This window comes from Persicobacter sp. CCB-QB2, from assembly GCF_001274635.1.
Taxonomy (GTDB): domain Bacteria; phylum Bacteroidota; class Bacteroidia; order Cytophagales; family Cyclobacteriaceae; genus Persicobacter; species Persicobacter diffluens.
Genome location: NZ_LBGV01000001.1, coordinates 725,894 through 746,609 on the forward strand (window position 1 = coordinate 725,894; position 20,716 = coordinate 746,609).

Genomic DNA, 20,716 nt, shown 5'->3' on the forward strand with positions numbered 1-20,716 from the left:
GAAAGAAAAAGCAATCATTAGAGAATTAGGAGTTATCTCGCGAAAGATATTTGGCTCTTCAGCCTGGGCTCCTCCTTCGCCCAATTAAACGAACTAGGAATCAAAAGTTATCTTAGAGTGACTTCCGTCGCAGAAGGGCTTATTCCCTGAAGCTCCACAGCGGCATAGTGCACCTTTTTTTAATTTTTTGGTGTTTCCATCTGCGCCAATTATTTCACATTCTCCTTCAAAGAGAATGGGTCCACCCTTCACCACCGTCATTTTTGTCGAACTATCGATATTTACAGCATTGCTTCCAGCGTCTTTAATACTCAAAGCTCCGGATGGACACTTACCTACCTGAGCTCTAATTTCCGCTTCAGAAGCGCCATCCACATTTATCCAAGGCTTGGTGTTAGGATTAAAAACGCTTCCCAATCCATTTACACAATTCGCAGAGTGCGTACATAAATCGGGATTCCAAATAACAATGGTATTACCTTTCTGATATTCTTTGATGGATGATGGCATAATTAGGGATGAATTACAACAATATTTACGTCTTGCTGGAAAAAGTGGTTGTTTAAATGATTCAATATTTAGTAAATTCTTGTGTGATATAAACCCAAGATAAACTTCCCAAAATGAAAACTTCTAGCCCAATTGAGCAGATTGTTCATATGGATAGCCTGATGATTCCTCTTCGGCATCACCGCCTGCATATGAAAAGAATTTACCAAAATCAGAATGGGCCGGTGGCCTTTGCGCTTCACGGATCCATGGAAAATGGTAGGATTTTTTACAATGAAAAGGGGAGAGGGCTGGCTCCCTATTTGGCCAAGGCAGGTTTTGATGTTTTTGTGCCCGACCTTTCCGGCAGGGGGGGCAGTATTCCGAAAATAGCAAAAGGCTTTGAAACGGATCAGCACCATGCTATTGTGGAGGAGCTTCCGGCATTACTGCAAGAGGTGCAGACTTTGCGCCCCAATAGGCCCATTCACTTTATTGGGCATTCCTGGGGTGGTGTTTTGTTACTTTCTTTATTAGGGAGGTTTCCTGGTTTGCCCGTGAGTAGTCAGGTATATTTTGGGAGTAAGCGCTCTCTTTTGGTCAGGAATATGGAAAGATTTTTTAAAGTCGATTTGTTCTGGAATCGTCTTTTTAAATGGTATAGCCAACGAAAAGGCTATTTCCCGGTAAGGCAATTAGGCATAGGGGCGGATGATGAACCGCTGCAGTATTATTTGCAGGTGGTCGAATGGGTTCGAAAGAGTCCTTGGTGGGATCCGGTGGATGGTTTTGATTACCAGAAAGGCCTTAAAGCGCAAAAAGTCGCCCCGACGCTCTACCTGGCAGGGAAAAGCGATAAGGTATTGGGGCACCCGGAAGATGTTCGGCGATTAATGGAGGAGGTCGGAGGAGAACAGGATAAATTTGTTTTGCTCTCCAAAGCCAATGGTAATTTAAAAGATTATGGTCACGTGGATATGTTGATTGCCAGGGAATGCCTTGAGGATCATTTCCCTATGGTGGTGGAGTGGCTGAAAAAATGTGAGCAAAATGCGGAGCAGATGTAATAATATCTCGTTATTTTTTAGGTGATAAGTGCGACAATTCGTGGATTCTTCCTATCTTGAAAATTGAAAATACCAGGAGGTGCTCCATCATGACAGGTGGGGCCTTTTGGGAATTGAGGTAGAGCTTTAAATTTACTCCCTGCATGAATCATTTTGCAAACAACTTAAAATACCTGCGTAAAACTCAGAGGCTTACACAGGAGAAGTTTTCCGTAATTATTGGGCTGAAGCGATCAACATATAAGGATTATGAAGTAGGAAAAACCAAGCCGGACTTCGCAGTGCTGACCAAGATTGCTGATCATTACAGAATTACCATTGATGAGCTCATCAGGGAGGATATCATGGCAGTGGGTTTGGAGAATCTGTCCTCTCAGGATAAAAATTCATTGCAAAAACCGTTGGATCGTGTTCTGACGATTTCTCTCGATAAAGAGGGGAATGAAAATGTGGATTTTGTCTCTACGGAGGCCAAAGCAGGTTATCTGGAAGGATATAATGATCCGGAATATTTAAAGGATCTACAAAAAATTGCGATTCCTAATACTCAAAATGGGACTTATCGTGCCTTTCCGATCAGTGGGGATTCGATGGAACCCTATTTTCCAAACGGATCCATTTTCGTTGGAAAATATGTGGAGAATATAGATTACCTCAAGCATGGAAAGACTTACGTTTTAGCGACTTCAGATGATGGCGTGGTCTGTAAGAATGTGGCCAAGGCGAAAGGGGCTTCCGATAAGATGATGTTTTATTCTCTGAACCCGATTTATGAACCCTATTTTGTGGATTTAACTTCCATAAAAGAAGCCTGGGAATTTCATGCCCTGATCCAGTTTGATTCTCCATCCGACACTAGCCTGGTCGAGAAGATTTTGGACCACGTTGGCGCTTTTGATGCGTAAATTTTAAATATTTGATTGATAAATAACCTTCCATTCGGGAGGTTTTTGTTTTTTGTGGCAATTGCTAAAAAAAAAATCGCCTGACTACCACATCAGGCGATACAAACTAAACTAATCGATATGAATAACGTGATTCAATCGCGTAAATACTTTCATAGGCAATTACATACTTTCTAATTATCAAAGGAATATGTGATATTTTTTGTTTTTGAGACGGTTAATAATTTGCTTTCTAATCTTATTTTTCTATAAAATGCAGAGTTTTATCCTGATTTAGTTCAAGCAGATTTCTTTTTAGGGCTTCCAACAACCATTGCCACCCCTAGGAGAATGACCAGGCCACTATAAGCAGTGCTTAAATCCATTTTAGGGACATTTAACCACTGAAGTTCGTAAAATTGCATCAATGCCAAAACTGCAAAGGTGATGACAGGGTTCAGTGTGATAATCACACTGACCTTATTCGCTTCTGTATATTTCAGGGCTTCCGAAAGGCAACCATAGGCCACCAGTGTGTTGAGACCAAGAAAAAGCATTAATAACCATCCAAAACCGTCCAAAGCAATAAGGCTGTTAAATTCTACTACCGGTATATAGAGTAAAGTGGGTAGGCCATAAAGAAATAGATTGAGTTGTTGTGGGGGATAAGTCCTGACCAACTGTTTTTGAAATAATGCATAAACCGCCCAGGTGATGGCCGCTCCCACCACCCAAAGTGCTCCCAAAAGGAAAGTCTCCTCCTGTCCTACAAATAGGGCTGTGATTTGATGTCGGTAAAAAAGGAAAAATCCGATGGAGACTACCCCAAAACCCAAAAGTTGTACATTACTGAGCTGCTCTTTAAAGAAAAAGACTCCTCCCACGGCTAACAACATCGGCCCCATCTGAATAATGACCTGAGCGCCTGCTGGAGAAATGATGTCGATCCCCATCGCATAACCTAAATAATTAAATGAAAGGCATAGGGCTGCCATAATTAGAAGAAAAGGGGGGCGTAGGAGAATTTTGAGCTGTGCAGGCTGGCGGAATCCTAAAAACATTCCCAGAATAAGGAAAGCGATGGAAAAACGCACCCAGATGATAGAAGAAGGCGGAATGTATTGGGTGGCGAATTTAATAGCCAAGGCCAGAAAGCCCCATAAGGCGGCAGTTGTACAGGCAAACAAAATTCCTTTTTTATTATTGTTTTTTCCCATGGAAATTATGTTGTAGATTATGTAGGATTTTCGACACAATTATTGAAAAATAAAGGTTGATGTGCAAGAAAATGTAAGAGTAGGCCAAGAAAAGACTTGTTTTTTGGACTAGAAAAGGCATAAAATAGCCTGATTAGGGTTTTTTTGGTAGAAAATTCGCTTTATTTCAAAATATTTAGCTAGGATGCACTAATCTTACTTGAAGTACCCTTTTATGGGTATATGATAGGAAAAATGCCTATTCTGCCTTTAATTTGCAAAACAGATCGTTTTGTTTTTTAAGGGACGCTGGGAGATTATAAAGAACTTTTTACCTTGGCATGGTCAAGGTTTATTATTGGGTATGGATAAGGATCAATTGACAAAAGACAACACAGAATTAAAGGACCAAATTCAAGGGTCGCGAACAAATCAGCAAAAAATGCAACGAAAAAGACTGTGGATTATTCTGGTAACGGTGGCCCTGGTAGCCATTACATTGGTAACTACTTTTCAGTTTAATCGTCAAAATCGTGAATTGAATGAAAATAAGGCAGCATTAAGAGCTTCTTATGAGTCATTGGATTCTATGCACACTTTATATGAGGATCGGATTCAGGAGATAGAGGCGCTGAATGGACAGTCCGAAGAGTTGTACAGAGCAAAAGTGCAGTTGGAATCTGAGTTGGATCAGATTGCCGAAATTTTGTATTTGTTGGATGGCCGTCAATTGCCAATGAGGGAGGGACAAAGTCTGACGATGGAAGGTGAGGAGCAGGATCCGGAATCGAAATATTCTCCTGAACAGCGAAAAGACATGATTGATAATGCCTTGTCGTCTTTAAAATACAAGTTAGTGGAGTCTCAAAAGCGTTTAAAAGGCTATGAGCAGCTTTTGGTAGTGAAAGATGAAGAGATTTCAAAACTGAAGACGGTGAATGAAGGCTTGTTGGTGGAAAATCAGGAGCTGAAGACTAAGCAAAATGATATGGAGGCTAATTTTAAAAGCCTGAACCAGGAGAAGGAAAAAATTTCCGAGAAATTGGAACTGGCTCAAAAGCTCAGAGCGAAATCTATAGTTGTGGAAGGGTTAAATAAACGAGATAAAGTTTATGAAAATCCTTTCCGATTGCGTCAATTGGATTTCTTACGCGCTACCATTGTTTTAGATATTAATGAAGTGGCCAATGTGCAGGGACATCAGGTTTATTTCCGTTTAATTGATGGAGACGGGCAGCTGATTATGGATCCGGATGGGACCTCAGGAGAATTTAAGGTGAAGGATGAATTAATGGTTTATTCATTACATCAGGAAATTCTTTTTGATAATACGGGCCAAACGATTTCTTTCTTACTTCCCAATAAGGAAATCTTTGAGAAAGGAGAGTACAAGGCAGAGTTTTATATAGATGATTATTCAATTGGGACGGTTCCGTTCCGGGTAAGATAAAAAAACAGTGAAGCCGATCATTTGATCGGCTTTTTTTTGGAAGGGTTTTTCTTGACTACCTATTTCTCACCGATTGCGCGCCGCTATTCAAGTTGAAAAAAAATCTTTTCGGACCATAGGTGTAAAGCTTTCCTCGGAATTAGTGCGAGAAAGAAAAACCTTTTAATTTGCAATGTACTTTTTTGAGCAGGGTGTAAATTCCCCGCAATTGGACGACATAAACACAAAGTTATGAATCAGGATGTAATGAATCTGGAGCCAAAAATGCTCTGGAGTAATTTTGAAGCACTGAATGCGGTACCCCGCCCCTCTAAGAAGGAAGAGCGTGTAATTGCATTTTTGCTTGACTTTGGAAAGCAACATGGCATAGAGACCATTCAGGATAAAATAGGGAATATCATTATGCGTAAACCTGCTACGGCAGGATATGAAAACCGAAAAACAGTGGTGCTTCAGTCGCATATTGATATGGTGCACCAAAAAAATGCAGATACCGACTTCGATTTTGATAGTGAAGGCATTAAGTCATTTATCGATGGCGAATGGGTAAAGGCAAAGGGCACTACTTTGGGAGCAGACAATGGCATTGGAGTGGCGGCAATGATGTCGGTGCTAGAGGATAATACCCTGGAACACGGACCCATTGAGTGTTTGTTTACCGTAGATGAAGAGACGGGCATGACTGGGGCTTTTGGACTGGAAGGCGGCTTGTTGCAGGCAGAAATTTTGCTGAACCTAGATACGGAAGATGAAGGAGAGTTGACCATTGGCTGTGCCGGTGGCGTAGATACCACAGCGACCAAATCATACACTCAGGAGCAATTACCGGTAGGTTATAAAACTTACAAAATCTCTTTGAAAGGCCTAAAGGGAGGCCATTCAGGAGGTGAAATTCATCTGGGCCGGGCGAATGCCAATAAATTGATGAACCGTATTTTGTGGTTTACCCATGGCTCTTATGGTTTGCGCATTCACGAAATTGATGGAGGTAGCCTAAGAAATGCTATCCCAAGAGAATCATTCGCAGTGGTTGCGGTGTTGGCGAATAAGGCTACCGCTTTTGAAGCGCATGTAAAAGAGCAGGAGGGGATTTTCCAGGCAGAATATGCTAAAGCTGATGGTGGTATTCAGGTTGTGCTGGAGGAAGTGACAGCCAGTGGGCCCGTAATGGAATTAGAGTTCCAAAAACAGTTCATCAACGCGATTCAGGCCTGTCCAAATGGCGTTATTCGCATGAGTAATGATATCGAAGGCCTGGTGGAGACTTCAACTAACCTGGCCAGAGTTTCGGCCAGAAATGGGGAGTTAGAAGTGCTGACGCTACAGCGTTCTTCCGTGGACAGTGGGAAAGATGATGTGGCCCGTTCAGTAGGTGCACCTTTCCGTTTGCTGGATTGTAAAGTGACACACAGTGGTTCTTACCCAGGCTGGGCACCGAACCCCGCTTCTCCGGTATTGAAAGAAATGGAGACGCTTTTCAAGGCCCAATTTGGTTATGATCCAACCGTAAATGCGGTACATGCTGGCTTGGAATGTGGCATCATTGGAGAAGCTTATCCCGGGATGGATATGGTTTCTTTTGGACCTACCATTAAAAATCCTCACTCTCCGGATGAGATGGTGGAAATTGCTACGGTGACCCGTTTCTGGGATTATTTATTAGAGATTCTAAAAAATATTCCGGCAAAAGGATAATACTTTAGCTGACAAAAAATAGAGAAGCATCACTTCGTTGTGGTGCTTTTTTTTTGCCTATTAAATTTGCACTTAACATAAGCCGAATGATGGATCGCCAGATTCAATAATTCTAACAAGAGATCTTACTTTTTCCCGAATTATTCACTGACAGATTCAGGAGGGTATCTTAAATGGTTAGTTTCAATTCGATAAGGGTGTGTTTGATGATTTGTTATTAGCCCGAATTTGAGTGCTATTGCTTTTTTCTCATTCATCTGCTTTGTTGGAAAAACTCAAAATAGGAGAAATTCATTTATTTTTCCTGCATTGCAGTTAGTGGAGTATTTAAGCCAATAAAATTCAGCTTAAGTGCATTTTTGGGAGCATAAAAAAAGACCCTCTGTTGATAGAGGGTCTTTAAAGGTTGATTAGTTAATTGAAATATTTTAAAGATGCTTAGAGAAGGCAAACGGATTATTTTCCTTAAAAATATTTAGATAGAAATCCAGGTTGCCTTTATTGATTCTTTTGTCTTGCAAAGAAGGATCAATTGCTTTCATTCTTTTGATGAGTTTTTTGGGCGACTCACTTTTATTAAAAATATCCCCAGTGTTCATATCTAGGCAATATTCGACTTTTTTAATGTCGTGATAACTTGGCTCAACAGCGGAGCCCATTGGTCGTCCTCCAGTGGAAATTCCTCCAGCCATTCCCGGCCCAAAAGCGCCCACACCAAAGGAAACAGAAGGGCCTCCATAGCCGCCTGCGGATTTTTTTCCTCTTGGCTTTAGCGACATGGTATAGGCCATCAATTGGCTTTCCATATGGTATAATTTACATAGATACAGCATGGCATTTTTACCGGAAGTTCTGCTGTGTTCTTTGCTTACGATATAGGTGCGGTCTCCAATAGTAAGTCCCCAAATGGTATTTAAATCAATGGGTTCAAAGGGCGCTTGTTGCCCTAAAACCAAATTGTCGATTTTCATCATGGGATTATTGGTTTGGATGGCAAGGAGTTGTTGGCTCTCCGAGCTCAGGGCATTGAGCGAAATCTCCGGGCGGTTATGCTGAAAATCCTCAAAGCTTAGATAAATTCCCTCTTCTAAACCACTGGCAAAAGCCTGAGTCGCCAGGCATACACATAAAACTAGATAGCAAATTAGTTTTTTCATTTGATCTTAAATTTATGTAGGTTATGTGAAGGCATTCAGGATTTACTGTTAACAAATGTATAAAAAAACGCCCAACAGACAATCTGTCAGGCGAATATTCACATGAAAATGATTAGACGATCGGGAATTAGGAAAGTCGATTTTTATAATCATCATAACCAAATTTCCGGATCAGCTGAAACTGTCCATTTCGGTCGATCATTCCAATGGATGGATGCTGCACGCCATTGAAAGTGGTCGTTTTCACCATGGTATAATGAATCATATCTTCGAAAATGAGGGTGTCCCCAATGGCCATTTTTTGGTCAAAACCATATTCTTCCATAAAGTCTCCGGCCAGGCAACTGCCTCCCCCAATACGGTAATGGAATTTTCCGCTATTGTCCTCATGGGCATTTCTGATGGCCGGGCGATAAGGCATCTCCAGGCAGTCCGGCATATGGGCAGTAAAGGAAACATCCATGATCAGGTTTTCAAAGCCGCCGTTTTCAACCACATCCATGACCGTGGATTTTAGAAATCCGGTCTCCCAGCCAAAGGCACTTCCCGGTTCCAGATAGACTTTCAATTTTGGATATTTGGCCCGGAAATTTTTCAGCACCCGGATTAAATGGGCATGATCGTAGTCTTTTTTTGTTACCAGATGACCACCTCCAAAATTCACCCATTCCAGTTGGTTAAAAAAATGCCCATATTTTGCTTCAAAGGCAGCGATCACCTTCTCGGTGGTGAAGCTGTTATTTTCGCAAAGCGCATGAAAATGTAAGCCTTTAATGCCTTCCGGCAGACCATCTGCTAAATGCTTGGCTTGCATGCCCAGTCGGCTGGTAGGGGAAGCCGGATTATATAAATCTGTTTCAATCTCGGAATATTCCGGATTTACCCGCAGTCCGGGAGATACCCCAGCTGCCAGGCTTTGTTTTTTAAACCTTTCCCATTGACTTAAAGAATTAAAGGTAATATGAGAAGAGTAGGAAAGAATTTCTTCAATTTCAAAAGGGGAATAAGCGGGCGCATAGGTATGCGCTTTGTTTTTCATTTCTTCGAAACAAAGTCTGGCTTCATGCAGTGAGCTGGCCGTGGAGGTATTGATATATTCCCGAAGAATTGGAAAACTGCTCCACATGGCGTAGCCCTTAAAGGCCACAATAAATTCTACATCCGCTTGATCCATAATATGGCGAATGATCCGGAGGTTTTCCCGTAGTTTCACTTCTTCCAGCACAAAACATGGAGAAGGTATTTGGTCCAAAATATTTTCCATTGCTAGTTTTTAGCCAAAAAAAGGGCGAAGCCTGCGCCTGCCCTTTTTAGAAATGTTTTAATATTAATACTCGTGAGGCAATTCTAGGCCTACTTTCTCATGCCATGGTAAACCGTGGATGTTTAACTGCTCCATGAACGGATCCGGATCAAACTCTTCCACATTGTAAACCCCGGCTTTATTCCATTTTCCGGTGAGCATCATCATGGCGCCAATCATGGCAGGAACGCCCGTGGTGTACGCTACGCCTTGTCCGCCGGTTTCATCATAAGCCGCCTGATGAGAGCAGTTGTTCCATACATAGTAAGTTTGGTCCTTACCATCTTTTACGCCCTTAATCTGGCAACCGATAGAAGTCTCTCCTTCATAATTTTCCCCTAAAGAGGAAGGCTCCGGTAACAATGCTTTCAAAAATTCCAGTGGAATAATCTCCTGGCCCTGGAATTTAATGGGCTCGATAGAAGTCATTCCTACATTTTGTAGCACCTCCAGGTGTTTAATGTATTCCTGGCCGAAAGTCATCCAGAAGCGAGCACGTTTAATGCTTGGGAAATTTTTCACCAATGATTCCAGCTCCTCGTGGTATAACAAATAGGATTCACGCGCTCCAATGTTTGGATAGTCAATAGGCTTATGGAATTCCAATGGCTTGGTTTCTACCCAATCTCCATTTTCATAAAATCGACCATTCTGTGTAATCTCCCGAATGTTAATCTCCGGATTGAAATTGGTAGCGAAAGCCTTTCCGTGATCACCGGCATTACAGTCTACAATGTCCAAATAATGCATTTCATCAAAATGATGCTTAGCGGCATAGGCGGTATAAACTCCGGTAACTCCCGGATCAAAACCACAACCCAATAAAGCCATCAAGCCTTTTTCTTTGAAACGATCCATATAGGCCCACTGCCAGCTGTATTCAAACTTGGCCACATCTTTTGGCTCATAGTTGGCGGTGTCCAGATAATGCACGCCCGTTTCCAGGCAGGCATCCATGATGGTCAAATCCTGATAAGGAAGTGCCACATTAATAACCATTGCTGGTTTAAACTCATTGATCAAGGCAACAAGTTCAGGTACGTTATCGGCGTCTACCTGTGCGGTGTGAATCGTTCGGTCTTTAATCTCTGAAGCGATTTTGTCACATTTAGACTTTGTACGGCTAGCGAGCATAATCTCACTGAAAACCTCCGGAAGCATAGCGCATTTCTTAGCAACAACGTTGCCCACGCCTCCTGCACCAATAATAAGTACTCTAGACATATGGTGATTAGGATTTTAAAGAACTATAAATATTTTGGGCGCAATATAAGATAAAGCGTCGATTTGCAAGTGAATCCTTAATGAAAAATTCACAAAGTTCAAAAAAAGGTGATATAGAATAATAGTAAGGGACAATATTTATTGTTTATAGGCTTGAATAAAGATATAATTCCTGATGGAAATCACTTTTTTTCGCCTACATTTGGTTTGACGACTAAATTTCATGTCCTTCTTAAAGAAATTTAATGAAGAATAAAGCGTAAAAAGAACTTAATGGAATGTGGGGAGGTTTGGATTATATGAAGACCCGGCCATTTTATCCCCGACATATGCCTTTAAGTTTATTTTTAGTTGAATGGATGAAAGCTAAAGCGACTGCACAAAGCATTTTTTAGATCAGGCGCTATCAATCAAACCCTAATCACTATGATGCAGACTACATATTCTAAAGGAGTTTACTATTGGCTGTTAGCCGGATGTGTTTTGATTTTCACCATGGTGGTGATTGGTGGTATCACCAGGCTGACACAATCCGGTTTGTCGATGACCGATTGGCGTCCGGTAACGGGAATGTTGCCTCCCATGAGCGATACGGCATGGCAGGTAGAGTTTTCCAAATACAAACAGTCACCGGAATTTCAAAAATTAAATTACCATTTTGAATTAGAGGATTTTAAATCCATTTTCTGGTGGGAGTACATTCACCGGCTTTTAGGCCGACTGATCGGTATGGTTTTCTTCTTTCCCTTTGTGGCATTTGCTTTTATGGGGCAGTTGAAAAACGGATTACTGAAACGATGTTTGCTCATCTTAGCCCTTGGAGGTGCGCAGGGATTACTGGGCTGGTATATGGTAAAATCCGGATTGGTGGATAAACCTTATGTTTCCCATTATCGCCTTGCAGCCCACCTGATGTTAGCGCTACTCACGATGGTGGTAACGTTTTGGACAGCCCTTCAAGTCCGATTCCATGATTATAAAAAGAGTCTGGTGCTAAGCAATCAATTGAAAGCTTATGCACTGGTAGGTGGATTTATTGGTTTAATAGTTTTGCAATTGGTTTACGGGGCCTTTGTAGCAGGCCTGAAGGCCGGGCATGTTTATAATACTTTCCCAAAAATGGGGGATGTCTGGATAGCTGAATCAGTGACGGCCATGAGCCCCTGGATTAAGAATTTTTTTGAAGGACTGGCTGGTGTACAGTTTATCCACCGTTGGTTGGGGATGGCTTTATTGGTAATCGCGATGGTATTGGGCGGTTATGCTTTTCGTACAGATCAATTGCGTAATCAGCAGAAATATGGCATTTATGTGATGTTGGCTTTTGTGCTGGTACAAGTTACGCTGGGCATATTTACATTAATATATAATGTGCCGGTGAGCTTGGGGGTGATCCACCAGGCGATGGCGGTTTTTGTTTTGTTATCGGCAGTTTATGCACTTTTCAGTTTGAGAAGTCCGGTGCAGGTACGAGAAAAAATAGTGCAGGCTGAAAGGGTGAGTACGCTAAAGGTATAGTTATCAGTTATGTAAGGTGTGTTGATCTTTTTGTGAGAAAAAATGACAATTGTTGTGACAAATTTTGTTTATGAAATTTCGTCCTTCCTTATAAAACATCCGTTAGGATAATCGAACTAGGATTCAAAAGACAACTTTGCTTTTGAATGGTTATGTAAGTAAAAGTAATCAATAAAATAAAAAATGGCAGATCGTCAGCTATGGTACTTTGAAGAAGTGGATCTTTTTAATATTCTATGCCCGCGCAAGTCGGCAATGATGGGAGAGAAACACAGCTTGAATGAGTACGGGAAAGATGAGTTTATTTATCTGGAGGATGATCCTTCAGACCAGATTTTTTTGATCGCAAGTGGTCGTGTAAAAATTGGAGGCTATACCGATGATGGTAAGGAAATCGTGCGTGCGATTTTGGGGCCGGGAGAATTGTTTGGCGAAATGGGATTGGCCGGGGAGCTGGTTCGGGAAGATTTCGCTCAGGCAATGGACAATAAGACCCAGTTGTGTAAAATGAGTCTGGATGATCTGCGCGAAATGATGAAGGATAACCAGCCTCTTAATTTGCAGATGATCAAATTGATCGGTTTGCGTTTGAGGAAGTTGGAGCGTCGGATTGATGCGTTGGTCTTTAAAGATGCCCGTACCAGAATTGTGGAATTCTTATTGGACCTGGCAGAGGAGCGCGGGCAGAAAGTGGGATTTGAAACCATGATCAAAAATCATTTTACTCATAAAGATATCGCCAAGCTAACTGGCACCTCCAGACAAACGGTGACCACGATTTTAAATGAATTGAAGGAGAAGAATTTAATTAATTTTGATCGCCGAAGGATCTTGATCCGGGATGTGGAGCAATTAAAACAATCAGAATCGATTTGATATTGATAAATAATCAGTTAGAACGGCCTTCGGGTCGTTTTTTTTTGCTTTAACTGACCTGTTTTTCTTTTTAGCGGAAAGGGAATTATATTTTTGGGAGAAAATAACTTTAAAGATATTGATAATGGTTGATCGTCATCAACTTGTAAAGGTTTTGTCCGACGCTTTCGAAGGAAATCCCAGCATTGATTTAGTGGTGGGTGAGGGAAGTGGAGCCAGAGAACGTTTGGAGTGTTTAATGGAATATTCGCTTAAGCTTTGCGAAAAGCGGGGGAAGGTGATAACAAACGAGGAGGGAACGGCCGTACTTTTAGCTTTGCACTCCCGCCAAAAAATTCCCTGGTTCCAACAGCTTAAACTTGATTTGGTTTTTGCCTTTCAGGTGTTGGGCTGGAAAAGAATATATCCTGTTTTGAAGCGGGAAATTCTTATTAAAAGTTTACATCCCAAATCGGCTTATTGGCATTTGTGGTTTATTGGGGTTGCGCCAAACTATCAGGGGAAGGGGGAGGGGGCCGCTTTGATACAAAAATTATTTGCTGAAAATCTAGAGGCATTACCTGTTTTTTTAGAAACTTCCGTACCTAGAAATTTGCCCTTATACAAACGTTTTGGTTTTGAAGTTATCCAGAAAATGAATACAGGTTTTCCCTTATATATAATGAAAGCCGCAAATGAAAAAAAGGAGCACTGTTCTCTGGATTCATGATTCTGGCGCTCCTTTCATTTTGATAAATTCCTATTCAAAAATCTTTATCGTCTCTTCTATCGCCTCTAAGGTCTCTTTGGGTAAAGCATCACCTTCCCAGGGATGTTTTCCATTGAATACATGATTCGCCCCGGGAATCACATGAATTCTACTCGCAGGGTGAGTAAATTTGAATTGCTGTACATGTTCCACCGCTAAAGTGGCATCATCATCTCCATGTAAAACTAAGATCGGAACCTCACACCGCAGGGCATTAGGCAGTACTTCCAGGGCTTTTTGATGCGCGAAATAATCTTCTACCGTTTCAAAGCCCAAAGGCATGTTCTGCTTGGTTCGGCCATTGAGTACATAAATGGTCCCCATCTGCTTCCAGTATTTTTTACCTTCCTCCGTCCATTTGGCAGCATAATCATGCACCGGAGCCCAGGCGGAAACCCCTTTCACACGGCCATCACTCACCGCATAATTGATGACTCCTCCGCCTCCGCGACTGTGTCCCATGATGTAAAATCTATTTAAATCCATTTCATCAACAGGAATATCATTTTCTTCTGAAAAAATCCAATCCACCGCCTGTCGGAAATCTTTTTGTTCTTTACTGAGCGTATTTTTACCAAAAGCCTCCAGGTCTACAAAATCAAGGGGATGCTCCGGGGAGGTGCCGTTATGGGATATATTTACTTTAATGAAAATGAAATTTCTGTGGGCAAAGTCCTGGGCAATGGCGTTAAAGTGCCCCCAATCTTTGAATCCCTTAAATCCATGTAAAAAAAGGATGATTGGTTTTTTTTCATTATTCTTTTGATAGCGGTAATCCAGTACGTTAAATTTTTCACTATGAGTGGATTTCAATCGAATATCATCTTTGAAAACCAAGGTGGAATCCGCAAGAAGTGACTTCATATTTGTCTTTTAATTTTTATATCGTTGGAAATGCAGTATTTTTATTTCTTGATTTAAGAAGAAATAATAACTCCACAAAGCATTAGCATTATTTTGAGGTTGTTCAGTAAAAATTGCTGTAAACTTCTATCAGTGTTGAAGGTTATTTTGTGAAGCGCGTTTTTTATGAAGTTGACATTAAAAGAAATTCAGCAGCCCATTGTTGGAGACATGAAAGCTTTCGAAGAAAATTTTCGAAAGTCGATGAAGACAAAGGTGCTGTTATTGGATAAAATAACGAATTACATTATCAGGAGCAAGGGTAAGCAAATGCGTCCCATGTTCGTGTTTCTGGTTGCTGGTGCTGTGGGGAAAATTGAGGAGTCTACTCACCGCGGGGCTGCTTTGATTGAGCTTTTGCATACGGCTACACTAGTGCATGATGATGTCGTGGATGATGCCAACTATCGTCGTGGATTTTTCTCCATCAATGCCCTTTGGAAAAACAAAGTAGCAGTTTTGGTGGGGGATTATTTACTTTCTCGGGGTTTGCTTCTGGCAGTGGACAATGGGGATTTCAGTCTCCTGAAGATTGTCAGTACAGCCGTGAAAGAAATGAGTGAGGGCGAGCTTTTGCAAATGGAAAAAGCCCGCAAGCTGGACATTACCGAGGAGGTGTATTATGAAGTGATTCGCCAAAAGACAGCCTCTCTGATTGCGGCCTGTTGTGGGGTGGGCGCTGCCAGTACCGGAGCCAATGAGGAATTGATCGCTCAGATGAAGATTTTTGGGGAGAAAGTCGGGATGGCCTTTCAGATCAAGGATGATCTTTTTGATTTTGGAAAAGATGAGATCGGTAAACCTCGAGGTATCGACATCAAAGAAAAGAAAATGACCTTGCCTCTGATTTACGCCTTGCGCAATGCGGATTGGTCCACACGCAGAAAAATCATCAATAAAATCAAAAACAAGACGGATGACCCAAAAGAAGTTCAGGCCGTAATTGATTTTGTGATTAATTCCGGCGGACTCGACTACGCACAGCAGAAAATGGAAACTTTCTATCAGGAAGCCCTTTCGATGCTTTCAGATCTCCCGGAATCTGAATACAGAACCTCTTTGCAGCAGTTGGTGGAGTTTACCATTTTGAGAAAAAAATAATCCGAAAAATCTTTTTCGTGCGCTTTACAGCGCTATGACAGAAAAACCGAAGTATGTTTGTTTCGGTTTTTTTATGCGGATTGGTTTTGGTCCCTTTTGTTTGGTGATGAGGGCTTTTCTTCCACTTTTTTCATGGGTGGGGCAGTAGCGGTATAAACTTTACCCCGAAAATGGTATTCATGTAAGCCCAGATGGCCTTGTGCCAGCCATTCACAATATTTGATAATGCCAGCCTCGGCCAGCTGGTCTACTAGGGCGTGCACCATTTGTAAACTTAATTGAAGCGGGGAAATTTTTTCGGATAATAGGTTAAAGCGTTTAAGCCTGTTGGAGGCTTCCTTGTATATGCCTTCTGCGTACTGTTTTTGATAATGATGGTATACGCCGGGGTGAGTGCTGGAGGGGTCCTTATGACTTTCCGCGAGGTTCCTGCCGATTTGCTGGTTATAATAAGCCGCAAAATTCCGCTCTTGTTGATCATTGATCTTGTAAGCCTTTACCGTGGTTTCCGCTTTGAAACGCTGTAGTTGTTTGTCCCATCGGTTTAAAAAAAATTGCGCTTCTTCCGCATTTTCCGCCCAAACCGAAAATTTTCTCGGATGAAAGTTTTCCTCCAATGCGGCCATTAATTGATCTATGTTTTCCATCATCACTTTTTTTACAATCACCTAAAAGCAAAAGCACCACAGTGGAAGCTTGTTCTGTTTTGTGTTTTTTTAGCATGTAGGAATTGAGGGGAGATTTCATGAAAATCGAGATGGTTTTTTACCTTTTATTACATGGCTTGAAATTTTCAGGTGAAGGCTCCTGCTAACAATGTTTAGTGAATTTTCTTTCCTATTTATGCAGCTTACGCTTACCCATCGTGAATATATTGGTCTCAGCCTTATGGCCGGGCATTCCTTAGTCAAATAGCGGTTCAGTTGGGGGTGCATCGTTCTACGATTAGTAGGGAGGTTCAAAGAAATAGCACACAGGCTGGTTATGATCCGGCTTATGCACATCTTTTGACCAAAGCCAGGAAAGTTTGTGCAGCTATGGGGATGCGCTTAAGGCTATGGGCTTGGCCAATTAATTCAAAATTTCAACATTCTTTATTTCAGCGGGCCATAACTGACTGGCCTTCTTCCATCAATGACTATTCTACCTGCATGCCGGTTAACCTGTCGATTATCAGGTCATGCTATTATATGACAGGTTTTCAAAAAGTTTTTAATGAGGCCTATTATGATTTTATGGTCGGCTTGCTGGGTTTTTATCGCTCTGCCGGACGATGTGAGGCCTCTACCTTTCTTCTGCAAATTAGCCTCCCTTTGTTTCCTCAATTTGCTCCCCCGCTAGGTTTTTTGCCCAGCCAGCCGGCACCGGAATTTCTGCAATTTTCGGCCTGAGCCTTTTTAATTCCCTTCGGGGCATTACATCGGGGTTGTTTTTTAATTCCCGGCTTTTTCTTTAAAAAAAAAGACAGTATTTCCAGTAAATTTTCTTGAAGGCCTTTTCATTTTCTTTCACTTTTTTATTTCTAATCCATTCCACTGTCTGTATGGGGTTCGCCTTAGGTTGTTGCGTTTGCTCACAAATCATTTCAATGTCAAAAAATAAATTTACCCGGAGACGTGGCCAAACAATTTTTCTCATTGGCTACTTTCAAAAGCAGGGAAGCTCATTTTCCCCCTGAATTATTTGACAGTCTGAAATAAATCCAATATGAAAGCTTATCTCTTAATGGAAGCCGGTGATGCCGGGCAATTGTACTTGCAGGATGTTCCGGTTCCGGAAATTTCGGCGGAGGAAGTGCTGGTGGCCGTGAAAGCGATTTCCATTAATCCGGCAGATGTTAAAGTTCGGGGATCAGAAAGAGGTCTGGAGCAGCTCTGTGGATCGGAACGCCCAGTAATCCTGGGCTGGGACATAGCAGGTGTGGTGAAGCAGGTAGGGGCAGCGGTGTCTGATTTTCAAATAGGAGATGAAGTTTTTGGTATGGTGAATTTTCCCGGTCGGGGAAATGCTTATGCCGAAATGGTTGCTGCGCCCGCGGCTCATTTAGCCAAAATACCTGCTAATATTTCTTTTGAAGAAGCCGCAGCGACCACCCTGGCCGCCCTCACTGCCTGGCAAGTTTTGGCTGGGCGGATAAAATCCGACGATCGGGTGTTGATTCAGGCGGGTTCCGGGGGAGTTGGGCATTTTGCTATTCAAATCGCTAAGACCTTAGGCGCCTGGGTAGCAACTACCGCCTCGGGAGCTAATCAGGATTTTGTTTTGGAAATGGGAGCCGATTGCGCCATTGATTATCAGTCCCATCATTTTGAAGTAGAGCTTACCGATATTGATTTTGTGTTGGATGGTATCGGTGGAAAGGTATTGGAGAATTCCATTAAGGTGATGCGTAAAGGAGGGGAAATCATCTGCCTGCCGCAAAGTGAATTTTCTTTTGGTTTACAGTCTGCGGCAGACAATCGGCAAGTGAGCCTGGGCTCCATTTTAGTGACCTCCAGTGGGGAGGATATGCGGCATTTAGCGAATCTCTTAGCGAAGGGGACATTGAAGCCTCAGGTGTATAAAATTTTTTCTTTTGAAGATTTGCCCCTGGCCCATGAAGAGGTTGAAAAGGGCCGGGTAGTGGGGAAAGTTATTGTTCGTTTATAAAATACCTTTTAAGCCGGATTTTACGGATTTTTTATAAAACTATAAGTGGGCAAATTATAGGAATGAGCTGGTTCCCAATGAGGGTCGGTTTGATTTTAGCGCTTGTTTATGAGTTAGATAACTATCTTTTACAGTATTGACTTTATGGTATAAAATCTTTCACATCAATAGTCCGGCCTTGTTCAATGGGCGGGTAGCCAAAGGTTCTGCTGGCGACCAGAAAGCATCACAGCGATATTTTAGCAATTTTTCACCAATCTCCTGCACTCTCCAAATGTCGCCTTGATGGATTCCGTCAGCAGGTTCGTTGTCCCGCCGACATTGATCACACCCTTGATTTTTTTGTTTCGTTTTTTATCAAGAAAAAATGAAAAGAAACGATTGATGATTATAGATAAGGTGTTGAATGGCTGATCCGGCTCTTATGAAAAATCCCTGAGCCGGATGATAATTATGCTTAAATCCTCGTTTAGCTGCCAGGGCGGAAAATGAAGGTGTTTTACCAATTCTGTTTTTTTTCAGGGCACCAGCCGAATGAGGGGAAAGCAAGCTAAGCCAAATTTTGGCGTTTAAAAATTACCGCCAGAGATCCTATTAAAAAGTCTTTTTGCGCGACTTCTTGTACTCGGTGGGGTATTATTCGGTTTGCTAAAATGGTGATTCATGAGCTTGAACGGGTTGTGAGTGAGCAGGGAAAAATAAAAAAGCCTCCGAATGATTCGAAGGCTTTTTTCGTTCTATTAAAAATATTCCTTATTTCAATAACTCATCTACGGTTTCATTAAAATCCCGAATGAATTCTTCATAATACGCTCCCGTACTCGGTCCGTTGAAACCTGTATGGATTTTGGTGACTACTCCCTGCTTATCTATGAAAATAGTAGTGGGGAAAGACATCACCTTATTCAGCATTGGTAAGGCTGCGGAAGCATTTTTCTTATCACCAGCAATTAAAAACGGGTAGCCCACCTTGTATTTTTTTATGACTTTCTCCACGCGTTTTTTTGAATGTTCAAAATCATCATTGCGCTCAAAGGAAAGGCCTACGATCTCAATCCCTCTTTTTTTATTTTTCGCATACCAGTCAGCCATAAAAGCCGTTTCATCCATACAGTTTGGACACCAGGTTCCAAAAATTTGAACGATGGTCGGCTTGCCATTGAATCGCTCATCAGTGGAGAAGGTAACCTGCTTGCCTTTTAAATCCGGGAAGGAGAAATCAAATTCGTCTTCCGGATTTTTCAGATAGGTCATTTCATAGGCATTGGGTAATTCAAAGTTTTCATCCTTTACTGCTGTCCACTGAGTATGGAACCCTTTTCCTGACCAAAAGTCCCCCTCAATCTGATCGCCATTTTTGGCTGCTTCAAAAAGATATAAGTGTTCTCCATCAAAAGCGGACAGGTAAAGGGAATCTCCTACTACATTACCGGAAAGAAAACGGTAGTCACCGGTGGTAGTGCGGAAAGTACCTTCCAAATAATCTCCTTCCTGCTCAAAAATGGCCATAGCATATACGGAATCCGGCTTATGGGCAAAATGGGTTTTCCATTTTCCGGCAAAGCTGGCGCCTGTTTGCTTTTCTTTACTCACTGCGGGGTCAAATCGGTAGGTTTGGTGAGGAAATGCCTTGAAAGGGAGGATGTAATTTTTGACATACTCCTTATTGAATTCTCCCACCAGCTCTCCGTATTTCCATTTGGCAGAAATACTCGCTTCAAATATGTGCATGGGAAGGTGAAGGGAGTCATCTGATAAATAAAAATCATGAATAGGTAAGCGTTCCTTGCCGTTAATCAGGTATGCAACCTTCTTTTTTCCTTCTTTTTCCAAAGCAAACTGGAAAGGAAAGGTCTTATGCTGGCTTTGAATAATTCCACGGTAATTTCCAAAAGGGATTTTGTCAGGCGCATTATCCTGTTTGCCTTCACAGGCTGTAAAAAGGAGTCCGATGACAAAAAAGTAGAAAAAGTTTTTCATGCAATTGTGCGTTTATTTTGCGGAAAGATAATAAAAAAAATATTTCAACTCTCGCATCCTATTTTCATTGCCGGTAAATTTCAGGGGTATCTCATTGCCTCAATGAAAGTGCTGGTGCCTTTCGGTGGTAGGTTTAAACCGAATTATTCACTTACGGATTTAACAAGCTAATCTCAGTGAATTTTTAGGGTGTAATGATAGGCTATTGGTTAAGCTAAGCTTGAAATGATCTTGACCTTTTTTTAAATATGATGCCGCTATAGTCGCGAATTAGGAATGAATTCGGCCTTTCCAGGGATGTAATGCAAAATGATTGATGCCAAAGCCGTGAAAAAATAGGCGTTATTCCCATTAGTGGGATATTGTTAATACTTAAACCACTCGCTTTGCCGCTTGGTGGGAAAAATAAACACAAATTGGCAAATTGTTGTGCAAAAATGCGTTCTACTGCCTGATAAATCTTAGATTTGAGGGTT

General features: G+C 41.7%; 18 protein-coding genes. 10 read left to right on the forward strand and 8 right to left on the reverse strand.

From position 1 onward, the window contains the following. Nucleotides 1-93: 93 nt before the first annotated feature. Nucleotides 94-510, reverse strand: coding sequence for a (4Fe-4S)-binding protein (locus tag NG22_RS03355; protein WP_072159021.1), 417 nt, complete (start codon nucleotides 508-510; stop codon nucleotides 94-96). A gap of 113 nt (nucleotides 511-623) precedes the next feature. Here NG22_RS03355 and NG22_RS03360 point away from each other — a divergent pair, with 113 nt between their 5' ends. Together NG22_RS03360 and NG22_RS03365 are read left to right on the forward strand one after the other, a co-directional pair. After that, nucleotides 624-1,556, forward strand: a complete 933-nt coding sequence (locus NG22_RS03360) for an alpha/beta fold hydrolase (RefSeq protein WP_053404411.1) — start codon at nucleotides 624-626, stop codon at nucleotides 1,554-1,556. A gap of 143 nt (nucleotides 1,557-1,699) precedes the next feature. Beyond that, the gene (locus NG22_RS03365) at nucleotides 1,700-2,461 is read left to right on the forward strand and encodes a LexA family transcriptional regulator (protein ID WP_053404412.1); all 762 of its coding nucleotides are present in this window, start codon (nucleotides 1,700-1,702) and stop codon (nucleotides 2,459-2,461) included. Nucleotides 2,462-2,739: 278 nt separating this feature from the next. Here NG22_RS03365 and NG22_RS03370 read toward each other — a convergent pair whose 3' ends face one another. After that, nucleotides 2,740-3,657 (reverse strand): DMT family transporter, encoded by a 918-nt coding sequence (locus NG22_RS03370; protein WP_053404413.1) that lies wholly within the window; start codon nucleotides 3,655-3,657, stop codon nucleotides 2,740-2,742. Nucleotides 3,658-4,078: 421 nt separating this feature from the next. Between NG22_RS03370 and NG22_RS03375 the strand changes: the two genes are divergently transcribed. Then, nucleotides 4,079-5,086: a hypothetical protein gene (locus tag NG22_RS03375; protein ID WP_157600842.1), complete on the forward strand. Its 1,008-nt coding sequence runs from the start codon at nucleotides 4,079-4,081 to the stop codon at nucleotides 5,084-5,086. Nucleotides 5,087-5,317: 231 nt separating this feature from the next. Next, entirely contained in the window at nucleotides 5,318-6,781 is a 1,464-nt protein-coding gene (locus NG22_RS03380) for an aminoacyl-histidine dipeptidase (RefSeq protein ID WP_053404415.1), read from the forward strand. A gap of 428 nt (nucleotides 6,782-7,209) precedes the next feature. On the opposite strand, the gene NG22_RS03385 is transcribed toward NG22_RS03380, so the two are convergent. From NG22_RS03385 to NG22_RS03395, 3 genes are all read right to left on the reverse strand, one after another. Further along, nucleotides 7,210-7,938 (reverse strand): hypothetical protein, encoded by a 729-nt coding sequence (locus tag NG22_RS03385; protein ID WP_053404416.1) that lies wholly within the window; start codon nucleotides 7,936-7,938, stop codon nucleotides 7,210-7,212. A 127-nt stretch (nucleotides 7,939-8,065) separates the two neighbouring features. Continuing rightward, nucleotides 8,066-9,202, reverse strand: a complete 1,137-nt coding sequence (gene nspC / locus NG22_RS03390) for a carboxynorspermidine decarboxylase (RefSeq protein WP_053404417.1) — start codon at nucleotides 9,200-9,202, stop codon at nucleotides 8,066-8,068. Between the two features lie 63 nt (nucleotides 9,203-9,265). Continuing rightward, a complete protein-coding gene (locus NG22_RS03395; protein ID WP_053404418.1) occupies nucleotides 9,266-10,465 on the reverse strand; it encodes a saccharopine dehydrogenase family protein in 1,200 nt (399 codons plus the stop codon). 426 nt (nucleotides 10,466-10,891) lie between these two features. Between NG22_RS03395 and NG22_RS03400 the strand changes: the two genes are divergently transcribed. From NG22_RS03400 to NG22_RS03410, 3 genes are all read left to right on the forward strand, one after another. Further along, on the forward strand, nucleotides 10,892-11,983 hold the full coding sequence (locus tag NG22_RS03400) for a COX15/CtaA family protein (protein ID WP_216597586.1): 1,092 nt from the start codon (nucleotides 10,892-10,894) through the stop codon (nucleotides 11,981-11,983). A 183-nt stretch (nucleotides 11,984-12,166) separates the two neighbouring features. Beyond that, nucleotides 12,167-12,859: a Crp/Fnr family transcriptional regulator gene (locus NG22_RS03405; RefSeq protein WP_053404419.1), complete on the forward strand. Its 693-nt coding sequence runs from the start codon at nucleotides 12,167-12,169 to the stop codon at nucleotides 12,857-12,859. A 124-nt stretch (nucleotides 12,860-12,983) separates the two neighbouring features. Beyond that, nucleotides 12,984-13,568 carry an N-acetyltransferase gene (locus NG22_RS03410; protein ID WP_053404420.1) on the forward strand — a complete coding sequence of 195 codons (585 nt, stop codon included), beginning with the start codon at nucleotides 12,984-12,986 and terminating at the stop codon, nucleotides 13,566-13,568. 30 nt (nucleotides 13,569-13,598) lie between these two features. On the opposite strand, the gene NG22_RS03415 is transcribed toward NG22_RS03410, so the two are convergent. Beyond that, nucleotides 13,599-14,471, reverse strand: coding sequence for a S9 family peptidase (locus NG22_RS03415; RefSeq protein ID WP_053404421.1), 873 nt, complete (start codon nucleotides 14,469-14,471; stop codon nucleotides 13,599-13,601). A gap of 165 nt (nucleotides 14,472-14,636) precedes the next feature. On the opposite strand from NG22_RS03415, the gene NG22_RS03420 reads away from it, so the two are divergent. Continuing rightward, nucleotides 14,637-15,611: a polyprenyl synthetase family protein gene (locus NG22_RS03420; protein ID WP_053404422.1), complete on the forward strand. Its 975-nt coding sequence runs from the start codon at nucleotides 14,637-14,639 to the stop codon at nucleotides 15,609-15,611. 71 nt (nucleotides 15,612-15,682) lie between these two features. Here NG22_RS03420 and NG22_RS03425 read toward each other — a convergent pair whose 3' ends face one another. Beyond that, nucleotides 15,683-16,261: a hypothetical protein gene (locus NG22_RS03425; protein WP_157600843.1), complete on the reverse strand. Its 579-nt coding sequence runs from the start codon at nucleotides 16,259-16,261 to the stop codon at nucleotides 15,683-15,685. A gap of 219 nt (nucleotides 16,262-16,480) precedes the next feature. Between NG22_RS03425 and NG22_RS03430 the strand changes: the two genes are divergently transcribed. Together NG22_RS03430 and NG22_RS03440 are read left to right on the forward strand one after the other, a co-directional pair. Further along, nucleotides 16,481-17,002 (forward strand): helix-turn-helix domain-containing protein, encoded by a 522-nt coding sequence (locus tag NG22_RS03430; protein WP_157600844.1) that lies wholly within the window; start codon nucleotides 16,481-16,483, stop codon nucleotides 17,000-17,002. A gap of 316 nt (nucleotides 17,003-17,318) precedes the next feature. Beyond that, nucleotides 17,319-18,260 (forward strand): NADP-dependent oxidoreductase, encoded by a 942-nt coding sequence (locus NG22_RS03440; protein WP_053404426.1) that lies wholly within the window; start codon nucleotides 17,319-17,321, stop codon nucleotides 18,258-18,260. A gap of 753 nt (nucleotides 18,261-19,013) precedes the next feature. On the opposite strand, the gene NG22_RS03450 is transcribed toward NG22_RS03440, so the two are convergent. Continuing rightward, nucleotides 19,014-20,240 carry a peroxiredoxin gene (locus tag NG22_RS03450; protein ID WP_053404428.1) on the reverse strand — a complete coding sequence of 409 codons (1,227 nt, stop codon included), beginning with the start codon at nucleotides 20,238-20,240 and terminating at the stop codon, nucleotides 19,014-19,016. Nucleotides 20,241-20,716: the final 476 nt, after the last annotated feature.